At 62.8% G+C, this 26,837-nt stretch carries 23 protein-coding genes; 7 read left to right on the top strand and 16 right to left on the bottom strand.

Annotated elements, in window-relative coordinates; translation table 11 throughout:
* Window positions 1-4 precede the first annotated feature (4 nt).
* The 5 genes from B3M58_RS19580 to B3M58_RS19560 form a co-directional block, all read right to left on the bottom strand.
* Window positions 5-3,235 (bottom strand): type I restriction endonuclease subunit R, encoded by a 3,231-nt coding sequence (locus tag B3M58_RS19580; RefSeq protein ID WP_296221646.1) that lies wholly within the window; start codon window positions 3,233-3,235, stop codon window positions 5-7.
* Window positions 3,228-4,409, bottom strand: a complete 1,182-nt coding sequence (locus B3M58_RS19575; protein WP_296221645.1) for a restriction endonuclease subunit S — start codon at window positions 4,407-4,409, stop codon at window positions 3,228-3,230. The genes B3M58_RS19580 and B3M58_RS19575 overlap by 8 nt, the downstream gene beginning before the upstream one ends.
* An 18-nt stretch (window positions 4,410-4,427) precedes the next feature.
* On the bottom strand, window positions 4,428-5,291 hold the full coding sequence (gene dinD / locus B3M58_RS19570; protein ID WP_296221644.1) for a DNA damage-inducible protein D: 864 nt from the start codon (window positions 5,289-5,291) through the stop codon (window positions 4,428-4,430).
* 44 nt (window positions 5,292-5,335) lie between these two features.
* On the bottom strand, window positions 5,336-7,414 hold the full coding sequence (locus tag B3M58_RS19565) for a type I restriction-modification system subunit M (RefSeq protein ID WP_296221643.1): 2,079 nt from the start codon (window positions 7,412-7,414) through the stop codon (window positions 5,336-5,338).
* Window positions 7,415-7,862: 448 nt separating this feature from the next.
* Window positions 7,863-8,834, bottom strand: a complete 972-nt coding sequence (locus B3M58_RS19560) for a TAXI family TRAP transporter solute-binding subunit (RefSeq protein ID WP_296221642.1) — start codon at window positions 8,832-8,834, stop codon at window positions 7,863-7,865.
* A gap of 181 nt (window positions 8,835-9,015) precedes the next feature.
* On the opposite strand from B3M58_RS19560, the gene B3M58_RS19555 reads away from it, so the two are divergent.
* Window positions 9,016-10,041: an AraC family transcriptional regulator gene (locus B3M58_RS19555; RefSeq protein WP_296221641.1), complete on the top strand. Its 1,026-nt coding sequence runs from the start codon at window positions 9,016-9,018 to the stop codon at window positions 10,039-10,041.
* Here the strand turns inward: B3M58_RS19555 and B3M58_RS19550 are convergent.
* Window positions 10,038-10,985 (bottom strand): NAD-dependent epimerase/dehydratase family protein, encoded by a 948-nt coding sequence (locus B3M58_RS19550; protein WP_296221639.1) that lies wholly within the window; start codon window positions 10,983-10,985, stop codon window positions 10,038-10,040. The two genes, B3M58_RS19555 and B3M58_RS19550, sit on opposite strands and share 4 nt — an antisense overlap.
* Window positions 10,986-11,162: 177 nt before the next feature.
* Here B3M58_RS19550 and B3M58_RS19545 point away from each other — a divergent pair, with 177 nt between their 5' ends.
* From B3M58_RS19545 to B3M58_RS19535, 3 genes are all read left to right on the top strand, one after another.
* The gene (locus B3M58_RS19545; protein ID WP_296221637.1) at window positions 11,163-12,530 is read left to right on the top strand and encodes a M16 family metallopeptidase; all 1,368 of its coding nucleotides are present in this window, start codon (window positions 11,163-11,165) and stop codon (window positions 12,528-12,530) included.
* A 55-nt stretch (window positions 12,531-12,585) separates the two neighbouring features.
* Window positions 12,586-12,933, top strand: coding sequence for a VOC family protein (locus B3M58_RS19540; protein WP_296221635.1), 348 nt, complete (start codon window positions 12,586-12,588; stop codon window positions 12,931-12,933).
* A gap of 87 nt (window positions 12,934-13,020) precedes the next feature.
* A complete protein-coding gene (locus B3M58_RS19535) occupies window positions 13,021-14,034 on the top strand; it encodes a DUF5924 family protein (protein ID WP_296221634.1) in 1,014 nt (337 codons plus the stop codon).
* Between the two features lie 115 nt (window positions 14,035-14,149).
* Here B3M58_RS19535 and B3M58_RS19530 read toward each other — a convergent pair whose 3' ends face one another.
* From B3M58_RS19530 to B3M58_RS19500, 7 genes are all read right to left on the bottom strand, one after another.
* Window positions 14,150-15,379 carry a nucleoside recognition domain-containing protein gene (locus tag B3M58_RS19530; protein ID WP_296221632.1) on the bottom strand — a complete coding sequence of 410 codons (1,230 nt, stop codon included), beginning with the start codon at window positions 15,377-15,379 and terminating at the stop codon, window positions 14,150-14,152.
* Window positions 15,380-15,475: 96 nt separating this feature from the next.
* Window positions 15,476-15,937 (bottom strand): inhibitor of vertebrate lysozyme family protein, encoded by a 462-nt coding sequence (locus B3M58_RS19525; RefSeq protein ID WP_296221631.1) that lies wholly within the window; start codon window positions 15,935-15,937, stop codon window positions 15,476-15,478.
* A 10-nt stretch (window positions 15,938-15,947) separates the two neighbouring features.
* Window positions 15,948-16,112, bottom strand: coding sequence for a DUF1328 domain-containing protein (locus B3M58_RS19520; RefSeq protein ID WP_296221629.1), 165 nt, complete (start codon window positions 16,110-16,112; stop codon window positions 15,948-15,950).
* 46 nt (window positions 16,113-16,158) lie between these two features.
* Window positions 16,159-16,386 (bottom strand): hypothetical protein, encoded by a 228-nt coding sequence (locus B3M58_RS19515; RefSeq protein ID WP_296221627.1) that lies wholly within the window; start codon window positions 16,384-16,386, stop codon window positions 16,159-16,161.
* A 2-nt stretch (window positions 16,387-16,388) separates the two neighbouring features.
* On the bottom strand, window positions 16,389-16,601 hold the full coding sequence (locus tag B3M58_RS19510; protein ID WP_296221625.1) for a hypothetical protein: 213 nt from the start codon (window positions 16,599-16,601) through the stop codon (window positions 16,389-16,391).
* A 249-nt stretch (window positions 16,602-16,850) separates the two neighbouring features.
* Window positions 16,851-17,285, bottom strand: coding sequence for a ferritin-like domain-containing protein (locus tag B3M58_RS19505; RefSeq protein ID WP_296221624.1), 435 nt, complete (start codon window positions 17,283-17,285; stop codon window positions 16,851-16,853).
* Window positions 17,286-17,384: 99 nt separating this feature from the next.
* Window positions 17,385-18,221 carry a BON domain-containing protein gene (locus B3M58_RS19500; RefSeq protein WP_296221623.1) on the bottom strand — a complete coding sequence of 279 codons (837 nt, stop codon included), beginning with the start codon at window positions 18,219-18,221 and terminating at the stop codon, window positions 17,385-17,387.
* A gap of 403 nt (window positions 18,222-18,624) precedes the next feature.
* Between B3M58_RS19500 and algB the strand changes: the two genes are divergently transcribed.
* Both algB and B3M58_RS19490 read left to right on the top strand, forming a co-directional pair.
* Entirely contained in the window at window positions 18,625-19,971 is a 1,347-nt protein-coding gene (gene algB, locus B3M58_RS19495) for a sigma-54-dependent response regulator transcription factor AlgB (protein WP_296221622.1), read from the top strand.
* On the top strand, window positions 19,968-21,743 hold the full coding sequence (locus B3M58_RS19490) for an ATP-binding protein (RefSeq protein WP_296221620.1): 1,776 nt from the start codon (window positions 19,968-19,970) through the stop codon (window positions 21,741-21,743). The genes algB and B3M58_RS19490 overlap by 4 nt, the downstream gene beginning before the upstream one ends.
* 40 nt (window positions 21,744-21,783) lie before the next feature.
* On the opposite strand, the gene B3M58_RS19485 is transcribed toward B3M58_RS19490, so the two are convergent.
* From B3M58_RS19485 to B3M58_RS19475, 3 genes are all read right to left on the bottom strand, one after another.
* A complete protein-coding gene (locus B3M58_RS19485) occupies window positions 21,784-23,322 on the bottom strand; it encodes a nucleobase:cation symporter-2 family protein (RefSeq protein WP_296221618.1) in 1,539 nt (512 codons plus the stop codon).
* Window positions 23,323-23,630: 308 nt separating this feature from the next.
* Entirely contained in the window at window positions 23,631-24,410 is a 780-nt protein-coding gene (locus tag B3M58_RS19480) for an N-acetylmuramoyl-L-alanine amidase (RefSeq protein WP_296221616.1), read from the bottom strand.
* Window positions 24,407-25,000 (bottom strand): MarC family protein, encoded by a 594-nt coding sequence (locus B3M58_RS19475; RefSeq protein WP_296221615.1) that lies wholly within the window; start codon window positions 24,998-25,000, stop codon window positions 24,407-24,409. The genes B3M58_RS19480 and B3M58_RS19475 overlap by 4 nt, the downstream gene beginning before the upstream one ends.
* 414 nt (window positions 25,001-25,414) lie before the next feature.
* On the opposite strand from B3M58_RS19475, the gene B3M58_RS19470 reads away from it, so the two are divergent.
* Window positions 25,415-26,833 carry a DASH family cryptochrome gene (locus B3M58_RS19470; protein ID WP_296221614.1) on the top strand — a complete coding sequence of 473 codons (1,419 nt, stop codon included), beginning with the start codon at window positions 25,415-25,417 and terminating at the stop codon, window positions 26,831-26,833.
* The last annotated feature ends 4 nt before the right edge of the window (window positions 26,834-26,837 follow it).

Below are 26,837 nucleotides of genomic sequence, written 5' to 3'. Positions count from 1 at the left end.
CAACTCAAGCCGCCCACTTACGCCCCTGGCTGGCGTAATCCAGTACCAGCTCGAAGACGTTGTCGCATTTCTCCTTGAACAGCACCCGGTCGTAACTCTCCGGCAGGTTGCTATCCAATACCTGCTCCACTGCGGAGCGAACGCTGCGCTGGGTCTGGCTGTCCTTGAACCAGTCCTGCACCAGAACCTTGGGCTGACCGTCCAGCAAGCGCTGCAGCAGCGATTTGGCTGCCAGCTTGACCTTCTGGGTCTCATCCTGGGTCATGCTGTCCTTCTTCAGTAGGTCGAACAGCTCCAGTTCGTCTTCACTCAAGCCCTCGCGAATATGCCGGTCGTCTTCGGCGCTCAGCGCTTCCAGATAACGCAGCAGTTCTTCGTGGTAGTCCTCGGTGGCCGAGCCGCCAGCGTTATAACGGTCGATGATTTCCTGCAGGCGCTGGGCGAAGTCGCTGCGGGTTTTATTCACGGCCAGCATCTGCGCCACCTTCTGCTCCAGAAAGCCGCGCAGGTCGGCGATCTCGATGTTCTTGTAGGCAGTTTGTTTAAACTCTTCACGTAGCTTGTCGAAGTCGATCTTGCTCAGGTCCCAGGTACGGCCTTTGCGCACGATCTGGTAAGCGCCCTGCGGTTCTTGCTGATGGAAGGCTTCGGCGTTATCCACCACCACGCTTTCATCCAGCAGTTCGTCGATGCGCCGGGTCACTTGGTCGATATCCACCTGCTCGACCAGGCTGTCGATCACCCCGCGCAAGTAATCGAAGGCTGCCACCACCCGCACCAGCTTGTTACCGAGGATCTCCGGTTTGCACGCTTCGTACAGGGCGGCGACGGTGTTCTGGTAGACGTTGAAGGTTTTGCGCCACTCCTCATTGCCCAGCAGGATGTCGGCGAATTCGTTGAAGCGGCTGAGATTCTTGAAAATCTCCTCGCGGCCCAGCACCTCTTCCAGGGCAATGCCTCGCTCGTGGCAGTAACCCAGGCCTTCGGCGATGGCATCGTCCAGCAGCCCGCGCAGTACGCTCTTGTCCTGCACCGGCGGCTCGTCCGTGCCTTCTTCGCCCTGGGCGTAATCCTTCAACGCCTGCTTCATATTGCGGAAGACGTTGTAGTAATCGACGATTTCGCCGTTGGTCTTATTCGTGCCGTTGATCTGGTGCGAGGTCACCCGGTTGGCGCGGGCGATGGCCTGCATCAGGGTGTGGCCCTTCATCGGCTTGTCGAGGTACAGGGTGGAAACGGTCGGCGCATCGAAGCCGGTCAGCCACATGGCGCAGACGAACACCAGCTGCAGCGGGTGCTCAGGTTCTTTGAAGTTGTGCTCGATATCATGGCCGTGCTCGTCCAGCGCGTTCATACGCTGGCGGTGGCGGGCGACTTCCAGGCCTTGCAGCTTGAACTTCTCTTCCTCGCCGGCTTCCTCACTGATCACCACGGCCATTTGCACGACGTGCATATAGGCGACGATCTTTTTCAGCCGGGCCTTTTCCACCTCGTTGGGCGTGTCCTTGATCCGCCCGCGCAGGGCTTTTAGTTCTTCCTTCCACAGCCGCTGCACCTTGTCGTAGAGCTTTACCGCCGTGAACTTGTCCACGGCGATGACGATGCCTTTGCCCAGATAACCCCGGCGCGGGAAGTGGTAGACGATGTCGCGGGCGATGGTTTCCAGGCGGTCGTCGCGCTTTATCACCTGCACTTCTTGGGCAAACTGGCGTTCGAGCTTTTCCTGCTGCGCCTCGTCGAGATTTTCCTCTTCGAGGATCTGGTAGAACTCCTCGCTGAGGTCGTCGTTCTGGATCAGCACCTCGGGCACGCGCTTCTGGTAGAACAGCGGCACGGTGGCGCCGTCGTCCATCGACTGCTGGAAGTTGTATTCGGACACGTAATCGCCAAACCACTGGTTGGTCTTGCGCTCGCGGCCCAGCAGTGGCGTGCCGGTAAAGGCGACGAAGTTGGCCTTAGGCAAACCGGCACGCATGTTTTCCGCCAGGCTCTTGTACTGGGTGCGGTGCGCCTCGTCGACGATCACCACAATATCGTCGCGATCAGAGAGCAAGGGGTAAGTCTTGCCTTTGTCGTAGCGGAACTTCTGAATCAGGGTAAACACCAGGCGTTTGCTCTGGCCGAGGAAGGTGCGCAGCTCCTCGCTGTTTTTCGGCCGGGCAGCCTCGTGGCTCTGCACCGTGCCGGTGTTGAGGAAGTTGCGGAAGATCTGCCCATCGAGGTCATCACGGTCGGTGACCACCAGAAAGGTGAAGTGCCCCGGCAGTTTGCGCAGGATCTTGCGCGCATAGAAGATCATCGAAAAGCTCTTGCCCGAGCCTTGGGTGTGCCAGAACACCCCGAGCTTGCCGCGCAGCGCCTTGCGCTGCTGGAAGCGCGTGAAGGCGCGGTTGACGCCGATAAACTGGTGGTTCTGGGCGATGATCTTCTGCGTCTGCTTGTGGAACAGCACGTAGTTTTCCACGTAGTCCAGCAGCCGCTCGGGGGCGAACAGACCGTCGATCACCCGCTCGATGCTGGTGCCTTGCTCCTTGATCTGGGCGCGGTCGAGCTTTTCCTTCTCGTCGTCCACCCGCAGCCAGCTAAAGAAGTGCTCCCACTCAGCGGTCAGGCTACCGACGCGGGTTTCCAGGGCATTGCTGAGTACACAGAAGGCGTTGGTGAGGAAAAGCTGCGGAATGCTCTTCCGGTAACGCACCAGGTTGTCGTCGTAGGCATTGCGCACCGGAATATTCGAATTTTTCAGCTCGATAAACACCAGCGGAATGCCGTTTACATAGAGCAGCACATCCGGGCGCAGGTACTTGTCGTTGATACCCTTGATCCACAGCTGAGTGACGGCAAGAAAGTCGTTGTTGCTCGCCTCGTTGAAGTCGATGAGGCGCAGCTGCTCCTGCTGCCATTGGCCGTCCTGCTGGTAACGCACGGCGATGCCATCGCGCAGCAAAGCATCCAGCTCGCGGTTAGCGGCCACCAGGGTCATGGCCTGGCGTCGCTCGGCGAACTGCGCCAAGGCCTGCTCCAGCTCGGCATCGGGTATCTGCGGGTTTAGCCGCCGGGCGGTTGCCTGCAATCTGTCGCCGAGTATGACATCGCGCTTGTCGCGGCGGCCGGAGCCGTCCTGCAAATCACCGGGCTGCGCGGTTATGCAATTGAGCAATTCATAGCCGTATTGCTCATGCAGCCGACCCAGCAGGGTGCGCTCGATATCGTCCTCGGAAAACAGATTAGGCATAGGCTACTTCCTGTCGGGCCGCGTCGGCCTCGCGCATGCTGGGGGGAAACTGGATATCCAGTTGATCGACGGGGAGTTTGCCGGAGATCAATCTGGTCAAAAGCTGATTCCTCGCTTCAATCAAGAGCTGGTTCGACTTTGAGAGCTTTAGTTTCTCTTGCACGAGCGGAGAGGCGGATCTGTCAAACGCCTCAAGAATCGCCTTGCCTGGCAAGCCGATTTTTACAGCATCAAGTTCTTTGCGCTTGATGTGTTTCATCGTGGAGCCTGTGGTTAGCGAATCAAATATTGGCAGGCAGAATTTGATTGATAAATACAAAAAGCTACTGGGAATAACGTCAACAGGTGCGACCTTGAACAGATGCTGATTTAAGAGCCCTGGGCCTTGATCCCAGATTTTCACAGCCAGGGTTGCTGACCACGAAAAAATAATAGATCCATCATCGAAGTGATATTTCTTGGCTATGGACTCACCACTGTTTCGTGGGGTTTCAGCCGTAACCCCGCCATTTATCTCCTTGATCTTAATGACCGGAATGCCTGCTAGAGACAGATCAGAGGGCTTGAATGCATAGCCATTCAGGTATGTTCCAAGAGAGCCAAGCGCCTTTCGTTCCCAATCCACAGGCAAGCCCTTCTCAAACTTCGCCTGCCGATAGCCCGGAAAACGGAAGCGCACAAACCATTCGCGGTAAAGCTCCTCGGCCATTTGCTCCAGCAGTTCGATACGGCGGCGGTTGTTATCGATTAGATCGTCGTAGGCGGAAAGAACGGCGGCAATTTTCTTCTGTTGCTTCTTTGGAAAAAGCACTCTTATTTTGTGAAGGTGATTCCGATTTAGCGTGGGGTTAGACGATCCGACGTCAAAGTTCTCAAGATGCAAGGTCTGCAAAAAATAATAGATAAACCTAGGATCGTTACCCTTGAAGTCTTTTACCCATAGCGTCGTGTCATGCGGCCAATACTTGGCTTTGAGGTAGTGCACTGTTCCCAAGGAGCCTTTACGGCCAATCACCACACCAGGCGCACTCGATTTGGACTGGTTGTGAAAGCTGGAAATACCCGACGAAGAAACTATCGGAACATCTCCTTCCTGTTGTTCGCTTTTAGTGATGTCAAAACCACGCTGGAAGGTCAGCAAGTCGCCCAGCTTGTACTCATCGAAACCACTCATAGATTGACCTTTTGCTGACTACTCATGCTTTGACTCATCATCCAACCGCTCCACCGTCTTCGGCAGCTTCTTGGCCTCTGCCGTATGCCGCCGCTCAATCTTTTTCAGATCTTCAGCCGCCGGCAACTGCTCGGGCACGATGCCGCGATCCCCAAGCAGCGCTCGCACATCGGCATTGTTCTTTACATGCTCGTTGGTGATTTCGCGTTCGCTGTCGAGGTCGTCTTTCTTGATATTGAAGTTGGTGATTTCGTTGGCGAAATCCTTGGCCTTGATGGTGATGGTCGGCAGAAAGTCGGCCAGTGGCCGGCTCTGCGGCACGCCGAGGCGTTCCTTCATCTGCTGGGTACTGACGCCGCCGAACAGCGCCTGATCGCCGCGACTGCGGATGCGGGCAAAGCTCTGTTCCTCACCCAGGCGTTCGTAGATCACGCTGGACAGCTGTTTTTCCGAGGCGGTGAGTTTTTTGCGCGCGACCAGCCGTTCGCTTTCCGCCAGGCGCTGTTCGATCAGCTCCTGCTTGCGGGTTTGCAGGGCGAAGTAGGTTTGGGCGAAGGCGATGGGCTCTTTGCTCGGGTCACCGTTCTGCGCGATCAGGTAGCAGGCGTAGCGGGTCAGGGCGATATCCTCGACGGCGCGCTGGGAGCCGGAGCCGAGGCTGACCATTTTCGTGACATCACGAAAATGGTCGTCGACCCGATTGCCCGCCGCCTCGCAGGAGGCCTTGGCCTTGTCGACGATCTTGGCGAAGTTTTCCCAGCGGGCATAACCAAGCATCGGTTGCAGCTCGCGGGCCAGCCAGAATTCGGTGGCGGTTTCCGCGTGGCGCTGAACGATGTCTTCGAAGGCGGCATGCAGTTTGACGATCAAATCCTTTTTCATCGGTAACGCTCCTTGTGGGTACGCCCCAAGACTGGCAGCCGCACTCAGGCCTCGCCAGTCAGTTGGCGGATATTGTGGGCGATCACGGTTTCCAGTTCGCGGGCCTCGCCGTTGAGACGGGTCAGCTCGTCGTTCATCGCCAGCAGGCCGTCGATAAATTCCTCTTCGCTCTTGCCGTCTTCCTCGATCACCACGCCGACATAGCGGCCGGGGTTGAGCGAATAGTCCTGCTCCTTCATCTCTTCCGGGCTGGCCAACTTGCACAGGCCGGTGACGTCTTCGTATTGGGCGGCGGGGAAGCGTTCTTGCAGCCAGTGAATATGCTGGAAGTAGCTTTCCGCGCCTTTCACTTCGCCATGCAGTTTTTCCAGGGCGGTTTTTAGCACCTTGGTTTCGCGGTCGGTGCTGCCGCGTTTGCCTTCGGCTTTAGCGGCTTCGGCCAGACGCTTCTCGTGCTGGCGCACGGCCTTGTCCAGGCGCTTGAGGTTGGCATGCAGGCCGGAGAAGAAGGGATCGAAGGTTTCGCGCAAGACATGCTGGGCCTGGTTCTTGGCATCCACTTCGGCAGCGTCCAGGTGCTTGGCCTGGTAGGCGGCGTAGGCATCTTGCAGCGGCTTGAGCTCGACCCATTGTTCGCGCAGGGCTTGCACTGCCGCACGGCCTTCGGCTTCCTGCAGCATATCCAGCAGTTGCTCGGATAACGGCTGAATATGCGGCTGATTTTCCACCAGCCGCGCCACGCCGGCGGTGAAGTAGCCGTCGACCAGGCACACGAACTCATCACGCTGGCCGCGGTGCAACTTGCTGATGATGGCGATGTTCTGCACTTGTTCGTCATTCAGCTCACGCAGGGAGCGGGTGAGCTGGGTGAAGATATTGCGTGCATCAATAAACAGGATGCGCTTGTCCTGCTTGGCCTTGTCGAAGAACCACAACGTAGCCGGCAGGGTGACGGTGTAGAACAGATTCGACGGCAGGCTGAGCATGGCGTAGATCAGGTTGTTGTCGATCAGCGCCTGGCGAATCTCGGCCTCGGAATGGCGGGCGTCAGAGGCCGAGTTGGCCATTACCAGCGCCGCGCGGCCCTTGGGCTTGAGCGAGGTGGCGAACAGGTTGATCCACAGGTAGTTGCCGTTGGGTACGGTTTCCTTGCCTTCTTCGCCCTTCTTGGCCTTGGATTTGTTGCGCGGAATACCGTAGGTGTTGAAGCGGCGGTCGTTCTCCACCGTAGCCAGGGACACGTCGTCGACGTTGAACGGCGGATTGGCCATCACGTAGTCGAACTGACCGAAGCTGTTGTGCGGATCTTCGTAGTAACTATTGGCCTGCATGATGGTGCCGCGCAGGCCGTTGACCGCCAGGTTCATCTTGGCCAGCTTGACGGTTTCCAGGGTTTTTTCCTGGCCGTAGACGTAGATATCGCCGTCATTGGCGTGATTAGCGTCATGGCGGTGCTGCTCAATAAATTGCGCGGACTGCACAAACATACCCGCCGAGCCGCAAGCCGGGTCGTAGACCTTGCCGCCATGGGGCTCAATGATTTCCACCATCAGCTTGACCACTGAGCGCGGGGTAAAGAACTCACCGCCGCCCTGGCCTTCGGAGAGGGCGAATTCGGCCAGGAAGTATTCATAGATCTGCCCGAAGATATCGCCGCTGGCATCCTGGGGAATGTCGTTGAAGGTGCGCAGCAGCTCTTTGGGGATGCCCTTGTTCTGCGCCGAGCGGGTGAGGCGGAAGTACTCGTCCTGCGGCAGCACGCCCTGCAGCTCGGGTTTGTACTCCTCGATGGCCTTCATCGCCTCCTTGATGGCCTTGGCGATGTCCTTGCTGTCTTCCAGATTAAGCAGGTAGTCGTAACGGGCGTGGTCTGGCAGATAGAAGCCGCACTTCTCGATGGCGATATCGGCCAGGGATTTCTCCAGGCGGGTGTCCTTGAACGCAAGAAAGTCGCGGTGAATGGCTTTCTCGTGCTGCTTGAACTTGTTGTCGGCGAACTTGAGGAAGATCAGCCCCAATACCGGGGTGGAATATTCGCTGGCCTTGAGGTCGGAGTTGGCGCGCAGGTTATCGGCGGCGCGCCAGAGGTCGGCTTCGAGTTTCTGTAACTGCTCTTTGGTCATCGGGTTCTGCTTAACAGTGCATGGACGCATAGCTCGCGCGAGTGGCGACAGTATTCCAAGGCGGGTGGGTGTATGCCAATCAAAAAGGCTATGTACCCGTTATGTGTTGAAACGTGCAGCCGGCCAGGCGATGCCTGGAGCGCGGTAATGCGTAGGGTGGGTTAGGCGCATGACCACGGACTATCGGCGGCTGCATAGTCAGGAGCGCCGTAACCCGCCAGAGGGGATAGGCCGATTAGCACTTGGTGGGTTACGTGGCGCAGCCATTGCGCAGTTGCTTTGCCAGCCGGCCTCAAGCGAATCTGCGTACAACCGTTAACGGGGACATAGCCATCAAAAAGGCAGCCGGAGCAGCCTTCTGGTTTGACCTTGGCCAAGTCTCGATAGGCAGTGCCCCCCGGAGATCGATGGAAGTGCTGATTATCGCGGCAATCATCAGATACCCCCGCTAACGCCAGCCACGCTCCTTGTAGTAACGCAGGGCACCGTCATGCAGCGGCGCGGTGAGGCCCTGCGTGATCATCTGCTCGGCGCGCAGTTCGGCGAAGGCCGGGTGCAGGCGTTTGAAGCGCTCCAGGTTGTCGAACACCGTCTTGACCAGTTGATAGACCATTTCCGGATCGCTATTCGCCGATGTGGCAAGCACCGCCTGAGTGCCAATCGAGGCGATCGCCGTGGGATTACCGCGGTACAGCCCGGCGGGAATCTCGGCCCGGCTGTAATAGCTTTTCTCGGCCAGCAGCGTGTCGATTGCCGGCCCGGTGACCGGCACCAGCAGCGCATCGCTGGTGGTAGTGGCCTCCTGAATGGCGCCGTTCGGGTGACCGACGAAATAGGCCATTGCGTCGATGCTGTTGTCGCTCAGCGCCGAAGCCTGTTCGGCCGGTTTGAGTTCGGCGACCAGGGCGAAGACCGACGCATCCCAGCCCTTCACCTGCATGATTTCTTCGAAGCTGCTGCGCTGCCCGGAGCCAGGGCTGCCGATGTTGACGCGCTTGCCTTTGAGGTCGTCGAAGTGAGCGATATGGGCGTCGCGCCGAGCGAGGATGGTGAACACCTCGCTCTGCATGGAGAACACCGCGCGAATGTCGCTCATCGCACCCTCGGCGGCGAAGGGCGCCAGGCCATTGAGCGCCTTGTACTGGTGGTCCGACTGCATGAGGGCGAAGTTGAATTCACCGCTGCGCAGGCCGTTGACGTTAGCCACGCCGCCGCTGGTGGCCGGTGCGTTGCAGCGCATGCCATGCGCATCGCTGGCGCGGTTGAAGAAGCGGCAGATCGCCTGACCGGCGACGTAGTACACGCCGGTGTAGCCGCCCGTGCCGATGGTCACGAATTGCTCTTCGGCCTGTGCCGTGCCGCTCAGGGCGCTGCCCGTGAGCAGCGCCGACAGCACCCAAGCGAGGGGATGAGCGTTCATGCTGGGGGTCTCCTGTTCGGGTAGTCGCCGGCCGCGTCGAGGTGAATCACCGGCGCCCTCGGCAGCAAGCCTAACGGTTCGACGCCAAGTTGCCCGGCGCACGCGCGAGCGGCTGGTAACCAAGTATGTAAGCACAGCGGCCAGGCTATCGCCGCGCAGCGCCTTTGGGCAGAATCGCTGCATGCCAACTCAGCCCCTCGATCCGCACCACGCCTCGGTCAGCGCCAGCATCACCCAAGCCGTGCTGCATGCCGCCACTCGCCTGGGCCTCGACCGCGCAACATTGCTCGCCGAGTGCGCGCTGTCGGAGACGCAGCTCGCCGATCCCGACGCACGCGTGCCATTCGCCGCCCAGGAACGCCTCTGGCAGGCGCTGAGCCGTTTGCCGCACGGCGAGCCGGGCCTGGCCCTGGGCAGCAACCTCGCGCCAGGACCGTTCAGTGTGCTCGGCTACCTGCTGCAAAGCAGCGCGACCCTGGGCGATGCCCTGGCCGCCGGCCTGCGTTACCAGCGTTTGGTCGGCGAAGGCGGTGAAGTCCAGCTGCACGAACAGGGCGACGAGCTGCATCTGCTGTACCGGCCGCTGCACCCGGACCTGCCGGCGACGCGCACCCGCGTGCTGGCGCTGATGGCCTGCTGGGTGCAGATGGTCACCCCGCTGCTGGACGATTTTCGCCTGCTGCGCGCGCATTTCGTCCACCCGCAACCGGCGGATCTGACGCCCTACCAGGCAATCTTCGCCTGCCCGCTGCATTTTGCAGCGGACGATTACGGCCTCGTGCTGCCCCGCACGCTGCGCGATGCGCCGCTGATCCAAGCCAACCCGCCCCTGCAAAGCCTGCTGCGCCAACATGCCGAAGCGCTGCTCGCGCGCCTGCCCAGTGAAGGCCTGAGCGCCCGCGTGGTTGCCCTGCTCGGCGAACAACTGGCCCACGGCGAACCGGACCGCGCGGAACTCGCGCGCGCCCTGCACCTCAGCGAACGCACCCTGCAACGGCGCCTGGCCGAGGAAGGCTGCAGCTACCAACAGTTGCTCAACGACACGCGCCGCCAGTTGGCCGAACGCCACCTCGGCAGCGGCAGCCTGCCCGCGGCGGAGATCGCCCTGCTGCTCGGCTATTCGGAACCCAGCGTGTTCTTCCGCGCCTTCCGCCAGTGGACCGGGCTGACCCCCGGCGAATACCGCGCGCGGCTCAAGCAGGGCTAGCCCTGCGCCCGGAGAAACGCCAGAAACGCCTCGCGGCTGCTGTAGCGCGGGATGTAGCCAAAATCTTCCTTCAACCGGCGGTTGGCCAACACCGGGCGGTAACGCAGAAAGTCCAACTGCTCCGGGCCGTACTGCGTCAGGCCGAGCGGTTTGAGCAGGCGCAACAGCGTGCGGATCAGCCAGGCGGGCAACGGTCGATAGGGCTTGCCGAGCAACCCGGCGATCTCGCGCAGCGACAGCGCACCATCGCCGGCCAGGTTGAAGATGCCCTCGGCCTGTCGCGCCAGGCCCTGGCCGATGATATTGACCACGTCCTGGTCCCAGATGAACACGAACCGGCTGTCGCTGCCGCGGATGCCCAGCACCGCGCGTTTCTTGAACAACTCGGTGATCTGGTTGTTCACTTGCTTGCCGAGAATCGTGCCGGGGCGCAGCACCAGCTGCTTGAGCTGCGGGTGCTGACGACGCGCCTCGGCCAGTAACGCCTCGACCTCACGCTTGTGCTTGGCATAAGCGAACAGGGCATGCCCGCGCAACGGCTGGTCCTCGTCGATCCACTCGGCGTTCTCCGGGTCATAGCCGTAGGCCGCCCCGGAGCTGGTGACGATCAGTTGCGCGACCCCTTCAGCCACGGCGGCATCGACCACCGCCTGGGTGCCGCCGACATCGATGGCGTGCAGCTGCGCATCGCTCATGCCGCGCGGCGGGGTCACCACCGAGGCCAGGTGCACGATGGCCTGCGGCTGCCAGATCGCCACGCACGCGCGCACCGCGCGCGGCTGGCTGATATCGAGCAGCACCGGTTCGATATTCAGGCTCAGGCCCTCGCGGCTCTGCGGGCGGATGTCGGCGGCAATCAGCGTCCACTGCGGCTGCTGAACCGCCAACTGGCGGAGTAACTGTTGGCCGATAAAACCTGCCGCTCCGGTGATCAAGACACGCATGGGACTCTCCCGCGATCGACGAGCATTGGCTCGATAAACGGCGCTGACGCGGTGGCGCCAGTTCAGCGCAGCTTATGCAGCCACCCGCACGGCAGCAGTGGCAGAGGCCGCCAAGCGCCATGGCCAATCGCGACAGGCAGCGGGTATGCTGGGACGATGACCGTCAGGAAGACTCTCATGCGTACCCTGTTGCTGCTGTGCCTGCTGCTGCTCAACCCCGCCCTGGCCGAAGACCGCTTGCAGGTCGAGGGCTACCCGCTGCAGAACGGCCTGCACGTGCTGCTCAAGCCCACAGCCGAGCGCGGCCACGTGGCGATTCGCCTGGTGGTCGGCGTGGGCTTCGAGCACTTCAGCTGCGCCGCCAAGGAACTCCCGCACCTGCTCGAACACCTGCTGTTCAGCGGCATCGACGCCAGCGGCGAAGCCGGGTTGGAGGCACGCATGCAAGCGCTTGGCGGCGAGTGGAATGCCTACACCCGCGACAGCGACACCACCTATGTGCTCGAAGTGCCGGCCGCCAACCAGCGCGCCGCGCTCGACCTGTTGCTCGCCAGCCTGCTCAACACCGAGCTGGACGCACGCAAGGTCGCGGCCGCCAAGCGGGTGGTCGAGCGCGAGAACGGCGGCCACTACTCCAACCTGCAACGCCTGCTCGACCAGCAAAATGTCAGCCGCGAAGCCCACCAACAGCTGGCCGTGGAACTCGGTCTGGCCTGCGCCGAACGCGCGCCATTGGCGCCGCTCAGCCTGACGCAGCTGGAGCAACTGCGCCGCGACTGGTACGTGCCGAACAACATGAACCTGATCGTGGTCGGCGACCTCGACCCGCTGCTGCCGGCCTACCTCGACCGTAGCTACGGCGCATTGCCGGCCGCGGACATACCGCCGCCGCGCGAGCTGGCCGAGGGCACCGAGCAGGCTGCTGCCCGCCGCAGCCTGTTCAACGGGCTGCTGGGCGACAATGCCAGCCTGCATTGGCTCTTGCCCGAGCCCTGGGTCGGCGAACACGACCACGCCACCTGGGAACTGCTGCGCGATTACCTCGACTGGCAGCTGTACCAGGAGTTGCGCCTGCAACGCAGCCTGTCGTACGGGCCGTGGAGCGAACGCAGCGTGTACGGCAGCCGCAGCTTCTTCAGCCTGAATGCCGAGCTGGAACGCGCGGACCTGACGGTCGCCGAGCAGGTCTTGCGCGCCCTCGGCCAACGCCTGCACGACAATGGCCTCGACGCCGCCACCTTCCAGCGCCTGCAACAGGCCGCCATTGCCAAACAGCGCTGGGCCGTACAGGGCAACAGTGCCCTCGCCGACTATTACTGGAACGCCCTGGGCGATTACCACAACGGCCGCTTCAGCGACCCGGCCAAGGCCTTGCAGGCCGTCAGCCTGGAGCAGGCCAACAGCGCCGTACGCCAGTTGTTCGGCGCGCCGGGGTATCTGCGCATCGAGCAACCGCTGCTGAGCATGAGCGCGCTGTATGGGCTGGCCGGCAGCGCCGCGCTGCTGATACTGGCGCTGCTGGCCTGGCGCCGGCGCAAAGGGTGAATGCCGATGTCTGCCACTATGCTCTAGCTACCTACGCGCCGATCGGGACAGCAGCATGTCAACCCACGAACACAACCTGCGCATCGACTACATCGAGTTCGGCGCCACCGATCTGCTGGCGATCAAGCAGTTCTACGGGCAAGTGTTCGGCTGGCTGTTTACCGACTACGGGCCGCACTACAGCAGCTTCAGCGATGGCCGCCTGAGCGGTGGCTTTTGCCGCGACGTGGCGGTCGGTCACGCGCCGCTAGTGGTGATCTACGCCAGCGACCTGGAGGCGACCCTGGCCCTGGTGCGCAGCGCCGGCGGGCGCATCGTCCAGGAGATTTTCAGCTTCCCCGGCGGACGCCGCTTCCAGTTCGCCGACCCCAGCGGCAACCAGTTGGCGGTCTGGTCGCAGTAGCGCGCGGGCTGGCCAGCTGAGTATCCTGCGCCCCCCGTGCTGTGCAGCGATGCCAGCCGCCGCTGCCTATCGACCTGTGAACCCGCGATGACTGCCTGGAAAACCCGCTTGCTCAGCCTCGTCACCTTGATCCAACGCTACCCGGGATTGGTGGCGATCTTTGGTTTTGTTTCCGGGGTGGCGAGCTTCCTGCTGGTCGACCGCCAGGCCGAGCTGGCGCGGGTGCTGGCCACGGTGATGCTGGTCAGCTGGTTGTGGCTGATCCTGGAAAACATCCTGCGCGAGCGCATCGCCGCCTGGTTCGGCTTCGAGCTGCCACCGCCGTTGCTGCGTTACGCGACGCAGATGATCCACCAGGAAAGCCTGTTCTTCGTCCTGCCGTTCTTCTTTATCACCACCACCTGGAACAGCGGCCAGGCGCTGTTCAGCGGCCTGCTGGCGCTGGCGGCGCTGGTGTCGATCGTCGACCCGCTGTATTACAAATGGCTGGCGCCCCGCCGCTGGCTGTTCCTCGCTTATCACACCCTGGCGCTGTTCGCCGTGCTGCTCACGGCGCTGCCGATCATCTTCAAGCTGACCACGCCACAGAGTTACCAGTTGGCCCTGGCCATCGCGGCGGTGCTGTCGTTCCCCAGCGTGGTCGGCATCATCACCGTGCAGCGCTGGTGGCGTGGTCTGCTACTGCTCGGCTTGACCCTGGCGCTGGCCGGCGGTGGCTGGCTGGCGCGCGTCTGGGTGCCACCGGCGACCCTGTGGCTGACCGAGGTGGCGGTGACCAGCGAGTTCGACGACCAGAACCGCGCGCCAGGCGAGAGCCTCAAGGAGTTGAGCGTGGCGCAACTGCGCAGCCAGGGCTTGTTCGCCTACACCGCGATCAATGCGCCGCGCGGGCTCAACGAGCGCATTTACCACGTCTGGCGCCGCGATGGCGGCGAAGTCGAGCGCATCGCCCTGGATATTCAGGGCGGCCGCAAAGAGGGTTACCGCGCCTGGACGCATAAACAGAATTTCCCCGCCGACGCGGTCGGCCGCTGGCAGGTGCAGGTGATCACCGAGGCCGGGCAGATGATCGGTGTGTTGCGCTTCCGGGTGGTGGAATAGCCGTGCCGCGACCCGCACGGCTGCGGTGTAGGGTGGACATGGCGAAGCCTTGTCCACCGCTGGCGTGCGACATGGCGGACAAGCCTTGCAGCATGCCCGCCCAACGGCTCTGCGCTTAGCCGAAGAACCAGTAGCACACCGCAATCGCCGCCAGTACCCCGGCCAGTTCGGCCAGCAGCGCACAACCGACGGCGTGGCGGGCGCGTTGGATGCCGACCGCGCCGAAATACACCGCCAGCACATAGAAGGTGGTTTCCGTGCTGCCCTGGATGGTCGCGGCGACCAACGCCGCAAAGCTGTCGACGCCCTGGGTCTGCATGGTTTCGATGAGCATGGCGCGCGCCGCGCTGCCGGAGAACGGCTTGACCAGCGCGGTGGGCAAGGCCTCGACGAAGCGCGTGTCCCAGCCCGCCCATTCGACCAGCCAACGGATGCCATCGAGGCCGAATTCCAGCGCGCCGGAGGCGCGCAACACACCAACCGCGCAGAGCATCGCCACCAAGTAGGGCAACAGGCTCTTGGCCACGTCGAAACCTTCCTTGGCACCTTCAATGAACTCCTCGTACACCGCGACTTTCTTCAGTGCACCGAGCAGCAGAAACAGCAGGACGATACCGAACAGGGTCAGGTTGCCCATCAGCGACGACAGTGCCGCCAGCGCCGTGGCCGACATGGTCGCCAGCAGCGCCATAAAGCTGCCAAGCAGCAGCGCGCCGGGAATCAGGTAGGCCAGCACCACCGGGTCCCACAGGCGCAGGCGCTGCATCAGCGCCACCGACAGCAGGCCGACCAGGGTCGAAGCGCTGGTCGCCAGGAGGATCGGCAGGAACACCAGAGTCGGGTCGGGCGCGCCTTGCTGGGCGCGGTACATGAAGATGGTCACCGGCAGCAGGGTCAGCGACGAGGCGTTGAGTACCAGAAAAAGAATCTGCGCATTGCTCGCCGTGGTGCTGCTCGGGTTGAGCGTTTGCAGGGCGCGCACGGCCTTGAGGCCGATGGGCGTGGCGGCATTGTCCAGGCCCAGGCCGTTGGCGGCGAAATTCATGGTGATCAGGCCGAGCGCCGGATGCCCGCGCGGCACCTCCGGCATCAAGCGCGCGAACAGCGGGCCGAGCACACGGGCCAAGGCATCCACCAAGCCGGCTTTTTCGGCGATGCGCAGCAGGCCGAGCCAGAGGGTCAGGGTGCCGAACAGCAGCACCATGACTTCGACCGACAGCTTGGCCATGGCGAACAGGCTTTCGACCATGGCGGCGAACACCGCCGGATCATCGGCCAACAACCAGCGGGAAAACCCCGCCACCGCTGCCACCACAAAAAAGCTCAGCCACAGGCCGTTGAGCATCGTCCACCTCCCCCGACAGTGCGGGGATGATAACGCGGCCAACGGCGCTTGGGCGCCTCGGACTCAATTAGCCGTAAAAAGCTGGCAGGTAAGCAATCAGTACCAGTTGGGATCGCTTTTCAGCTGTTCTTCGAGAATTTTCTTGATCGCCGCGTCCGGTTCGCCCAACCAGCGCATATCGGCATGCGCACTCGGCGACTTGTCCGCCGGCAACCCATCGGGCAGTTGCACGTAGAGGGCGTAGGCGTCGTCCTTGCCCCAGTCGAAGGCCACGTACAGGCGCTGATTGAAGCAGTTGTGCGCTTCGCAGAGCTGGCCCACCAGGTAATTGTCGCCGTCGTCCTCGATGGCCCGCATCGGCGGGGCGACGCCATTCAGGTTCATCACCCACTCGGGCAGACGGCTTTCGTCTTCGACCAGGGCCTGCCAGCTTTGCTGGTATTCAGGGTCGCTGGACAGCAGCTCGTTGAGGCGGAACTCGGCGTTGGTGTCGGCGGCCAAGGCCGCCGCGCTACCGCCCAACAACAGGGCGGCGGCGAGCGTCTTGAGTAGCGTCATGCAGCACTCCTCAACCCTTGGGGCGACGGCCCATGATGAAGGACACGATAAACATCACCAGGAACACCACGAACAGAATCTTCGCGATACCCGTGGCCGTGCCGGCGATACCACCGAAACCCAGTACAGCGGCGACGATGGCGATGATCAGAAAGGTTATGGCCCAACTCAACATGGCAGTTCTCCTTGGTTTTTGAGGTCGTACGGTGGAGCACTTGAATTCAGCGTAGCCCGACTGGGGTCGGCCACTGCGGGGGGTTGTCGGTCAGCGCTTGGCTGCTCGGCAGGCGCCGTTCCAGAGCACTGGGGACGGGGCTGGCGCACAGCGACTGCCCGACCATCACGGCACTGCCCAGCAGCACACTCAGCAGCAACAGCAGGGCGGTCAGCAACAAGGCAATCGTCCAGATGGCCACCCTGTTGTCCACGTCCGCAACCGCCGGGTACATGGCTAGAACACCCTGTTGGGTTGGCGCGGCGCGTCGGTCCAGACCGGCGCCAGGTTGTCGCGGCTGACGGCCTGCAACGGCGTAGCGGCGGGCACGACACGTACCGGTGTCACTGCCTCACGGCTCAGCGCGGTGCCGAGCAGCACCAGCAGCAGCGCGCTGAGGGCCAGTAAGCCGTTACCGTTCAACAGACGATCAAGGTGACAGCGGCTCATCCTGAAACTCCTCCCAGTCTGATCTGGGTTGCCCGCCCTGCACACGCGGCGCGGTGCATTGGGGGGTTGCTTTACGGGGTTATTGCAGCTGGCATGCCAGTTTTTAAAATAATAAAAAGTGTTACTAATCAATAAGATAAAAAACAAACAGCGGCATTACGGCGTGCATCCTGCACGATCCGTTTATTTCTATCGGGCGTTTTGCACGACCGCGCCGGGCGGCGGAACATCCCTGTTCCGCCAAACGCCTTACTGCATCGACTGCTTGAGGCTGCGCATGCGGTCATGGCAGGCACGCACCTTGGGCATTTCCACGGCGAGCAGGGTGCGCACATCCGGCTCAGCGCTTTCCAGGGCGTCTTCGAAGGCGTGCAGGATGCGATCCTCGGCCTCTTCCAACTGCGCCACGTAGGTCGCTTCTTCGTCGCTGGACAGCGTCGCGCGGGTGTCCGCGTAGACCTGACGCACTTTGCCGACGAAGGTGCCACCGGCTGCCGGCGTCTCATGGTTGGCGGCGACTTTCACCGCCAGCGCCTGGATCACTTCGGTCTTGGCCTGTGACATGTCGCGAAACAGTGCCTGCAAACGCACATCCTTGACCTCGTCGTGGGCATGCTCGTAGAAGCGCTGGCCGTCACGGGTGATTTCGATCAGTTCGTTGAGTTGGGCTGTTTTGCTGCTCATGGTGGATCTCCTATGGCATGGGCGCCGCATCGCACAGCGCTTGGCGAGAGCCACCGGCCAGGACGCGGGCCGGTGGTACGTGCTCCGGGTTAGCTGGGTTTAGCTATTGATGCGCAAGGCATCGGCATCTACACCGCGCACGCCGCGAATGTTGCGGGCGGTCTCGATGGCCAGTTGCTTCTCGGCATTGCTCAGCACCGTACCGCTGAGATTGACCAAGCCTTCCTTGGTCGCCACCGAGATGTTCAGGCCGTCGAGGTTACGGCTGTAGAGAAAGCTGGATTTCACCTTGCTGGTGATCCACGCATCGCTGATCGCCGCACCGGCATCGTTGGCCGCGTTCTGCGCTTGCACCGCGGTGCTGTCGGCGCTGCTCACGCTCAGCAGGTTGTGCACTTCACGCACTCCGTCGGTATTGGCCGCCAGGCGACCGGCCAGTTCCTTGGCCGCCGGGGTCTGCGCGTTACCGCTCAGCGAGACCACGCCACTCTCGGTGCGCACCTTGATGTCCAGGCCTTCGGTGTTGCTGTTCCACAACAGCTTGGATTTCACCGTGGCGGCCAGGGTGGCATCGTCGAAGCGCTGCGCCAGGCTCGCTTCGCTGCTGACTTTGGGCTCGATCTTGGGATCGACCTGGAGCTGGTTATCGACCTTTTTCACGCCTTCGATGCCCAGCGCGACTTGCTCGGCCAGCTCCCGCTCGACCTCGGTTTCGACGCTACCGGTAAGGATTGCGCTGCCGTTCTCGACATCCACATCGATGCTGAACGGGTTGAGGTGGCGGTTCAGGGCGAACGCTGTCCAGATCGAACCTTCCTGGCGCGCTTCGCTCAGTTGGCTGCTCAGGTCGCCTTGCTCGGCGTAGGCCGCCAACGGCGTCAGGCCGATCAGGCTGGCGGTTGCAGTGGCCAAAGCCAGGGTTTTCAACTGATGCATGGCAGTACTCCTATCGAATCCAGTGACGGGCTGCGTGTGGCAGCTGCTGGATACGCTGTTGCAGGGCCTGTGCCAGCTTTTTCAGCCAAATTAAATTCAATAAAATCAAGTAGTTATATTTTAAGCGCCTGAGCGCGAGCATGCAGCTTGCAAGATCGCCGCATAGCCATCATGCAACTTGCACGAAGTTTCCTGGACTAACAGACCATTGAAAAACGTAGCGAGCGAAGGCTAGGCCGAGGCGCGTAGCCAGGCGAAATCAGACGAAAAAGCGCAGTGTACGAGCTGTACATGAGCATTTTGACTGGGCTCGCATTCGAGGTTGATTTCAACGCGGCATGGCCGAGCGCAGTAGTTTTTCAACGGCCTGTTAATCTCTGCACTTAGCCACTGGAGCAAGGACATGCACGCAGCCGCTCAACAAAACGGACGTATCCTGCTGGTCGATGACGAAGCAGCGATCCTGCGGACCTTTCGTTATTGCCTGGAAGACGTGGGCTACCAGGTCGCCACGGCCAGCACCGCGCGCCAGGCCGAGGCATTGCTGCAACGCCAGGTATTCGACCTGTGCTTGCTCGATCTGCGCCTCGGCGAAGACAACGGCCTCGATGTGCTCGCGCAGATGCGCGTGCAGGCGCCGTGGATGCGCGTGGTGATTGTCACCGCGCATTCAGCGGTAGACACCGCCGTGGACGCCATACAGGCCGGCGCCGCCGATTATCTGGTCAAGCCGTGCAGCCCGGAGCAACTGCGCATGGCCGCGGCCAAGCAGCTGGAAGTGCGCCAGCTCTCGGCACGCCTGGAAGCCCTGGAAGGCGAGGTGCGCAAACGCAAGCAAGACCTCGACTCGAACAACCCGGCGATGATGGCGATTCTGGAAACCGCGCGGCAGGTGGCCGCCACCGACGCCAATATCCTGATCCTCGGCGAATCCGGCACCGGCAAGGGCGAGCTGGCGCACGCCATCCATGCCTGGAGCAAACGCGCGCCGAAATCCTGCATCACCATCAACTGTCCGTCGCTGACCGCCGAGCTGATGGAAAGCGAACTGTTCGGCCACAGCCGTGGGGCCTTTACCGGTGCCAGCGAAAGCACCCTGGGGCGGGTCAATCAGGCGGATGGCGGCACGCTGTTTCTCGACGAGATCGGCGACTTCCCGCTGCTCCTGCAACCCAAGTTGCTGCGCTTCATCCAGGACAAGGAATACGAGCGGGTCGGCGACCCGGTGACGCGTCAGGCCGACGTGCGCATCCTCGCGGCGACCAACCGCAACCTCGACGACAGGGTCAAGGAAGGCGACTTTCGCGAAGACCTGCTCTACCGCCTGAATGTCATCACCCTGACCGTGCCGCCCTTGCGCGAGCGCAGCGAAGACCTGTTGCTGCTGGCCGAGCGCTTCCTCGCCCAGTTCGTCAAGGAGTACGCCCGCCCCGCGCGCGGCTTCAGCGACGACGCACGGGCCGCGCTGCTGGACTATCGCTGGCCAGGCAATATCCGCGAGCTGCGTAACGTCATCGAGCGCGCCAGCATCATCTGCCCCCAGGAGTGGGTCGACGTCAGCCACCTCGGCCTTGGCGCGCAACCGGCTGGCAACGGCCCGCAAGTGGGCGGCGCGATGAGCCTGGAAGCGCTGGAGAAAGCCCATATCGGTGCGGTACTGGCCAATAGCGAAACCCTCGACCAGGCCGCCAAGACCCTGGGCATCGATGCCTCGACCTTGTACCGCAAACGCAAGCAGCTCGACCTATGAAGCTGCGCAGCCAGCTGTTCCTCAACAGCAGCGCCCTGATTACCGTGGCGCTGCTCGGCCTGCTGCTGGGGATGTTCAGCGTGTTGCAACTGACCAAGGCGCAAAGCCAGGCGATGACCCGCAACCTGAGCATCATCGACGCCACCATCGGCCTGCGCCAGGAGCTGGACAAGCAACTGATCCATCTGCTCGCGGCAAAGCTCGACAGCCAAGCCCTGAAAGTCTCCGATCAGCGCTTTCACGACTGGCTCGGCAAGGCCGGCGCAGGTGCCATGGATGACAGCGACCGCCAGGCCGTGAACGAAATCAGCCGCGCCTATGCGCTCTACGACAACCTCCTCGACAAACCGCTGACGGTGCGCCGCGAGCTGCTCAACAACGATGACTTCGGCCGCACCATGGAAGCCCTGCGCGACCGCATCAACGCCGTGCAGATGCGTTATTTCGCCGCGGTGCAAAGCGCCGAAGAAAGCTCACGCGAACGTGCCCGCCTGATTGCCGGGTTGCTGGGCCTGATCGGCCTGGCAGTGCTGTTGCTCGGTTTCGTCACCGCGCACAGCATCGCCCAACGCTTTGGCCGGCCGATCGAAGCCCTGGCCTTGGCCGCCGATCAGATCGGCAAGGGCGATTTCCAGGTCAGCCTGCCGATTTCCCCGGTGGCCGAGCTGTCCGCCCTGAGCCGACGCTTTGGCTTGATGGCCGAATCCCTGCGGCAATTCAAGAACAGCGATGTCGAGGCCTTGCTCGCCGAGCAACGGCGCTTGCAGGCGGTGCTCGACAGCATCGATGACGGCTTGCTGATTTTCGACCGCAGTGGCGTGCTCGATCACTTCAACCCGGTGGCCCAGCGCCAGCTCGGCTGGTACGACCGCCCGCTTGGCATAAGCATCGGCCAGGCCCTGCGCCGCCCGGAACTCGACGAGCAGCTGCAACTGGTGATGCAAGGCGACAGCCTGCCACACGCCCTGGAAGACCTGGAAGTGGAGGCCGAAGGCGAAACCCGCCTGCTGACTTACAGCCTGACGCCGGTCAGCCTCAGCGACGAACGCATTCACGGCGCCGTGATGGTGCTGCATGACGTCACCGAGCAGCGCGCCTTCGAGCGCGTGCGCAGCGAGTTCGTGTTGCGCGCCTCGCACGAGTTGCGCACCCCGGTCACCGGCATGCACATGGCCTTCGGCTTGTTGCAGGAACGCTTGCACTTCCCTGCGGAGGCGCGCGAGAGCGACCTGCTGCAAACCGTCGACGAGGAAATGCACCGGCTGGTGCGGCTGATTAACGACCTGCTGAATTTCTCGCGCTACCAGAATGGCCTGCAAAAGCTCGAACTGCTGCCGTGCGACCTGGACGAGCTGCTGCACCAGGCGCAGCAGCGGTTCGCCGCCCAGGCCAGCGAACGCGAGATTACCCTGAGCGTCGAGGTGCACGATGCGCTGCCACCGCTTGCGCTGGATCGCCTGCAAATCGAACGGGTGCTCGACAACCTGCTCGGCAACGCCCTGCGCCACAGTCGCCCGCAAGGGCAGATTCGTTTGCAAGCACGGCGCCAGGGCGAGCGGGTGATTCTCAGTGTCGAGGATAGCGGCGAAGGCATCCCCTACAGCCAGCAAGCGCGGGTGTTCGAGCCCTTCGTGCAGGTCGGCCGCAAGAAAGGCGGCGCCGGTCTGGGCCTGGCGCTGTGCAAGGAGATTGCACAGCTGCATGGCGGGCGCATCGGCGTGCACTCACGACCAGGGCATGGCGCGCAGTTCTACCTGGACTTGCCGCTCTAGGCGGCAGCCTGGCGATACCGCACGCCGGCGGCTCGGCGGATCAGGCGCTGTCGGCGGCGACGGCGCTCGGCGCAGGCGCTTTCTCGCTGCCTGCACGCGGCGCGGGGGCACTCTCCACCAGCGGCACCTCTTTGCCCTGGGCGTCGAACAGCTTGCCGCCCTTGAAGTAGTCGCCATCGGTCAATGCGGCGATGTCCTGGTAACGCAAGGTGCGTTCGCTGCCGGCGACGAACACCGACTGCTGGTCCGAGTTGCCGGTCTTGACGTGGTTGAACACCAGGTTCAGCAGGATCGCCATGATCGCCGCCGAGCTGATGCCCGAGTGGAAGATGGTCTCGAACCAGGCCGGGAAGTGGTGATAGAAGCTCGGCGCAGCGATCGGAATCATGCCGAAGCCGATCGAGGTGGCGACGATGATCAGGTTCATGTTGTTGCGGTAGTCGACCTTGGACAGGGTGCGAATCCCGCTCGCCGCCACGGTGCCGAACAGCACCACGCCCGCGCCGCCGAGCACCGAGGTGGGCACCGCGGCAACCAGGCGGCCCATGACCGGCAGCAGGCCGAGGGTCACCAGAATCAACCCCGCGCTGGCCACCACATAGCGGCTCTTCACCCCGGTCACCGCGACCAGGCCGACGTTCTGGGCGAACGCGCTCTGGGTGAACGAGCCAAAGACCGGCGCGAACATGCTGGAGATCATGTCGGCGCGCAGGCCGTTGCCCAGGCGCTTGGAATCGACCTTGGTCTCGATGATGTCACCGACCGCGAGGATGTCCGCCGAGGTTTCCACCAGGGTGACGATGATCACGATCAGCATCGAGATGATCGCCGCGACGTGGAAGGTCGGCATGCCGAAATGGAACGGCGAGGGGAACGCCAGCAGCGGCCCCTCGGCGACCTTGGAGAAATCCGCCATGCCCAGCGCCACGGCGACCAGGGTGCCGATGACCATGGCCAGCAGGATCGACAGCCGCGAGATGCTGGCGCTGCCGAGCTTGCTCAGCAGCAGCACGGTGACCAGGGTCAGCGCGGCCAGGCCGATATTGGCCATGCTGCCGAAATCCTCGGCGTGGCTATTGCCGCCCATCGCCCAACGCGCGGCGACCGGCATCAGGGTCAGGCCGATAATGGTGATGACGATGCCGTTCACCAGCGGCGGGAAGAATTTGGTGATCCGCGAGAACACCGGGGTGATCAACAAACCGATCAGCGAGGCGGCAATCACCGCGCCGAATACCACCGGGAGACCTCCCGCGCCGTCACTGCCGAGGATCGCGATCATGGTCGCCACGCCGGCGAACGACACGCCCTGAACCAGCGGCAGCTGGCAACCGAAGAACGGCAGGCCGAGGGTTTGCAGCAGGGTCGCCAAGCCACCGGCAAACAGCGAAGCGGCGATCAGCAGGCCGATGTCCGCCGGCGACAAACCCGCCGCCTGGCCAACGATCAGCGGGACGGCAACGATGCCGCCGTACATGGTCAGCACATGCTGCAAACCATAGGCGAGGTTGGCGCCGACACCGAGGTTTTCGTCCTCGGGACGGACATCGGGCGTGACTGAAGTAACGGGTGCGGTCATGACGGAGTACCTGATGTTGTTCTTGTTGCGCCAAATGTAGACAATTTCCTGACCGTTTGGCCACATTTTTGTATTCAATTTTTTGGCCGGTGGTCGGGCAGCACAAAACCCGCCGCTGCGGTCACGCGGCGGGCATCCGGGCATACAGGTGTGGCGGGCAGGGCGCCGGGCAGGCCGGCTCAGGCATAACGATGAGTGGCGCAGGCGCGGTTAACCGCCGACGCGGTAGGCGGTGGCGCGGCGCAACCTGCGCCACCGCGCGAGGTTACGCGGGGGCGGCGCTTGCCGGCCACGCACGACCTACAGCCCTAGAGTGACGGGGTGTTGAGCACCAACAGGCGCGCCGCGGTCTCGGCGTCTGGCTGACCGTCATGCCTGGCCGGGCGGTATTTCATCTGGAAAGCGGCAATGACGTTGCGCGTGGCCTGATCCAGTTCGCCATGCTGCTCGATCAGGTAACCCTGGCGCGCCAGTTGCGCCTGGAACCAGGCCACACTCGGCAGGCTGGCGGCAAACAGCGCCTGCTGCCGCGCCACCGCCTGGGCGTCCGGCCAGGGCACCAGGCCGGCATCGGCCAGGCGTTTCCAGGGAAACAGCGGGCCTGGATCGACCTTGCGCTGCGGCGCCACGTCGCTGTGCGCAAGGATGCTGCCAGGGGCCAACTGGTGGCGCTGCACGATGTCCTTGAGGAGCACGATCAACGCCTCGATCTGCGCCTCGGAGTAGGGCTGCCAGTGGCGCCCGCCGGGGCCGTCGAGATAGCCCTGGTTGACCAGTTCGATGCCGATCGAGGTGCCGTTCAGCCAGGTGCGACCCTGCCATTGGCTGTCGCCGGCGTGCCAGGCACGGCGGTTTTCATCGACCAGGCGGTAGATGGTCGCCGGGCTGTCGCCGATCAGGTAATGGCTGCTGACTTCTTCCTCGGTGAGCAGGCGCAACGAGTGCCCCAGGTCGGTCGAGGTGTAGTGCAGGATGATGTACTGCACCCGGCTGTTCTGGCCGGTTGCGGTGTACGCGCTGTCGATTCGGGGGGCGCTGGCACAGCCGGCCAACAGGGCGACGAGGAGGGCAAGGCAAACAGATTTCATGGGCGGATATGCAACACGCTTTGTAGGTTATCCAGCAGCATGTCGACGCTGAGCATGATCAACAGCATGCCCATCAATCGCTCCACTGCGGTCAGCCCGCGGGGGCCGAGGAAACGTTGCAGGAACGAGGCCTGCAACAAGATAAATGCCGTGGCCGCCCACGCCAGAATCACCGCCAGATACAGCTCCCAGAGTGGCCCTTCATGGGTATTGCGCAGGGTCATCAGCACGGCCAGAGCCGAGGGCCCGGCCACCGCCGGCGTGGCCAGCGGCACCAGCATCGGCTCACCGTCCGGCACATCGCCGAGCAGGCCCTGCGGGCTGGGGAAGATCAGGCGCATGGCAATCACGAACAGGATGATACCGCCGGCAATCGCGGTTGCCTCGCGCGACAGGCCCAACGCGCTGAGCACTTTGTCACCAAAGGTAAGGAACAGCAGCAGCAAGGCCAGGGCGAACAGCAGTTCGCGCCCCGCGACCCACAGCCGGCGCTTGGGCGTGACGTTTTTCAACGCGGCGATATAGATGGCGATGTTGCCGAACGGATCGGTAACCAGAAAGATCAACACGGCGATGCCGAAGATGTCCATGTAACACTCCTAGGGTCTGTTGCCGTTTCATCGCGAGGCGCGTTGCCGCGCAAAATCTCGCCAGGCTAGGCGGAGGACGCAGGTAATGGTCGCTCCCTTGCCAAGTCCTCCAACACCGCATGGCGAGATTTTGCGCGCAACCCGAAGGGCCGGGCCTGTTTTAGCGCGATGCTGCGTTTCTCGACACTCATTTGGAACACCAAACTTCGCGTCTCGTGCCTTGCCTCGCGCTAAAACAGGCTCCGGCGCGACCGCGAATGAAACGGCAACAGACCCTAGACAGCTCGCCACAGTCTAGTGTTATGCAAGGCGCTAGTCTGTGGGCGAACGATGATGGGCAGCGTTCACGTGCAGTGAACTTATCCAGCCGCTGGTTTTTCGTATACCCATTGCCCGGCTTTCGAGGATCACCCCATGCGTACGCTGCTTTGGTTCAAGCAGGACCTGCGTCTCGACGATCACCCGGCGCTACAGGCGGGGCTGAGCGCCGAGCGACTGCTGCCGCTGTACGTCCTCGACCCGGCGCAATTGCAGATCGTCGAATTCGGCACCCGCCGACTCGGTGTACACCGCGCGCGTTTTCTCCTGGAGAGCCTCGCCGCCCTGGACGGTGCCTTGCGCCAACGCGGCTCGCACCTGCTGGTGGTGCAAGGTGCGCCCGAACAGGTGATTCCACAACTGGTCGAGCAGCTTGACCTGCAACAGGTGCTGACCCTGGAGGAAATCGCCCCGGAAGAACGCGCCCAAGTCGCCCGCGTACGGCGCCGGCTCGGTAGCGTGCCGCTGCACCAGGCGCCGGGCAACAGCCTGCTGCGCGCCGACGAGTTGCCTTGCCCGCTGGAGCAACTGCCACAGGTCTTCACCCAGTTCAGAAACCTGGTCGAGGAACGCTTGCAGGTGTTTCAACCGCGCCCCGCGCCGAGCGCCCTGCCAGCCTTGCCGGACGGCGCCGAGGCACTCTTGCAAGGATTGCCGAGTTTGTCCCAGCTGGGCCTGGGCGAGCCGCTCAGCGTCGCCGCCAGCGCCTTCCCCTTTTCCGGTGGCGAGGCGGCCGCCCAGGCGCGCCTGCGCGATTACCTGTGGAACAGCCAGGCGGTGCGCCAGTACAAGGACACGCGCAACGGCCTGATCGGCAGTGAATACTCCTCGAAATTCTCGCCCTGGCTGGCCAATGGCTGCCTGTCGGCGCGCCGCACGATGGCCGAGCTGCGGCGCCATGAGGCGCAGTACGGGCGCAATGATTCGACCTATTGGTTGTGGATCGAGCTACTTTGGCGCGACTTCTTCCGCTGGACCTTGGTGCGCCACGGCAGCGCGTTGTTCAAGGCCGGCGGTTTGAAAGCCACCAGCGGCGCCTCGCAGCAACTCGATCAACGCTACGACGAATGGTGCAAGGGCCGCACCGGCATGCCGCTGGTGGATGCCAATATGCGCGAGCTGGCCGCCACCGGGTTCATGTCCAACCGCGGTCGGCAAATCGTCGCCAGTTACCTGATCAACGACCTGCAACAGGATTGGCGCTTCGGCGCCGCCTGGTTCGAAGAGCACTTGATCGACTATGACCCGGCCAGTAACTGGGGCAACTGGGCCTACCTGGCCGGCGTCGGCAACGACCCACGGCGCAACCGGGTGTTCAACGTGCTGCGCCAAGCCCGCGAATACGACCCGGACGCCACCTACGTCAGCCTCTGGCTACCGGAGCTGCGCGGCGTGCCGCAGCACTTGCGGCACACGCCGTTCCTGCTTTCGCACCTGCAATTGGACGCCTTGAATTACCCACGCCTGGAGCAGATCCCAGACACCTGGCACAGCTACATGCCACATGTCGCCTGAAGTC

Source organism: Pseudomonas sp. UBA2684, from assembly GCA_002354655.1.
Classification (GTDB): Bacteria; Pseudomonadota; Gammaproteobacteria; order Pseudomonadales; family Pseudomonadaceae; genus Aquipseudomonas.
Note: the sequence above shows the minus strand (reverse complement) of the source record. Positions and strands in the feature narration are given on the sequence as shown.

What these genes read in the sequence shown, in the direction of transcription:
- B3M58_RS19580 (WP_296221646.1), bottom strand. Translation starts at nt 3,235, where the DNA reads ATGCCTAATCTGTTTTCCGAGGACGATATCGAGCGCACCCTGCTGGGT.
- B3M58_RS19575 (WP_296221645.1), bottom strand. Translation starts at nt 4,409, where the DNA reads ATGAGTGGTTTCGATGAGTACAAGCTGGGCGACTTGCTGACCTTCCAG.
- dinD (WP_296221644.1), bottom strand. Translation starts at nt 5,291, where the DNA reads ATGAAAAAGGATTTGATCGTCAAACTGCATGCCGCCTTCGAAGACATC.
- B3M58_RS19565 (WP_296221643.1), bottom strand. Translation starts at nt 7,414, where the DNA reads ATGACCAAAGAGCAGTTACAGAAACTCGAAGCCGACCTCTGGCGCGCC.
- B3M58_RS19560 (WP_296221642.1), bottom strand. Translation starts at nt 8,834, where the DNA reads ATGAACGCTCATCCCCTCGCTTGGGTGCTGTCGGCGCTGCTCACGGGC.
- B3M58_RS19555 (WP_296221641.1), top strand. Translation starts at nt 9,016, where the DNA reads ATGCCAACTCAGCCCCTCGATCCGCACCACGCCTCGGTCAGCGCCAGC.
- B3M58_RS19550 (WP_296221639.1), bottom strand. Translation starts at nt 10,985, where the DNA reads ATGCGTGTCTTGATCACCGGAGCGGCAGGTTTTATCGGCCAACAGTTA.
- B3M58_RS19545 (WP_296221637.1), top strand. Translation starts at nt 11,163, where the DNA reads ATGCGTACCCTGTTGCTGCTGTGCCTGCTGCTGCTCAACCCCGCCCTG.
- B3M58_RS19540 (WP_296221635.1), top strand. Translation starts at nt 12,586, where the DNA reads ATGTCAACCCACGAACACAACCTGCGCATCGACTACATCGAGTTCGGC.
- B3M58_RS19535 (WP_296221634.1), top strand. Translation starts at nt 13,021, where the DNA reads ATGACTGCCTGGAAAACCCGCTTGCTCAGCCTCGTCACCTTGATCCAA.
- B3M58_RS19530 (WP_296221632.1), bottom strand. Translation starts at nt 15,379, where the DNA reads ATGCTCAACGGCCTGTGGCTGAGCTTTTTTGTGGTGGCAGCGGTGGCG.
- B3M58_RS19525 (WP_296221631.1), bottom strand. Translation starts at nt 15,937, where the DNA reads ATGACGCTACTCAAGACGCTCGCCGCCGCCCTGTTGTTGGGCGGTAGC.
- B3M58_RS19520 (WP_296221629.1), bottom strand. Translation starts at nt 16,112, where the DNA reads ATGTTGAGTTGGGCCATAACCTTTCTGATCATCGCCATCGTCGCCGCT.
- B3M58_RS19515 (WP_296221627.1), bottom strand. Translation starts at nt 16,386, where the DNA reads ATGTACCCGGCGGTTGCGGACGTGGACAACAGGGTGGCCATCTGGACG.
- B3M58_RS19510 (WP_296221625.1), bottom strand. Translation starts at nt 16,601, where the DNA reads ATGAGCCGCTGTCACCTTGATCGTCTGTTGAACGGTAACGGCTTACTG.
- B3M58_RS19505 (WP_296221624.1), bottom strand. Translation starts at nt 17,285, where the DNA reads ATGAGCAGCAAAACAGCCCAACTCAACGAACTGATCGAAATCACCCGT.
- B3M58_RS19500 (WP_296221623.1), bottom strand. Translation starts at nt 18,221, where the DNA reads ATGCATCAGTTGAAAACCCTGGCTTTGGCCACTGCAACCGCCAGCCTG.
- algB (WP_296221622.1), top strand. Translation starts at nt 18,625, where the DNA reads ATGCACGCAGCCGCTCAACAAAACGGACGTATCCTGCTGGTCGATGAC.
- B3M58_RS19490 (WP_296221620.1), top strand. Translation starts at nt 19,968, where the DNA reads ATGAAGCTGCGCAGCCAGCTGTTCCTCAACAGCAGCGCCCTGATTACC.
- B3M58_RS19485 (WP_296221618.1), bottom strand. Translation starts at nt 23,322, where the DNA reads ATGACCGCACCCGTTACTTCAGTCACGCCCGATGTCCGTCCCGAGGAC.
- B3M58_RS19480 (WP_296221616.1), bottom strand. Translation starts at nt 24,410, where the DNA reads ATGAAATCTGTTTGCCTTGCCCTCCTCGTCGCCCTGTTGGCCGGCTGT.
- B3M58_RS19475 (WP_296221615.1), bottom strand. Translation starts at nt 25,000, where the DNA reads ATGGACATCTTCGGCATCGCCGTGTTGATCTTTCTGGTTACCGATCCG.
- B3M58_RS19470 (WP_296221614.1), top strand. Translation starts at nt 25,415, where the DNA reads ATGCGTACGCTGCTTTGGTTCAAGCAGGACCTGCGTCTCGACGATCAC.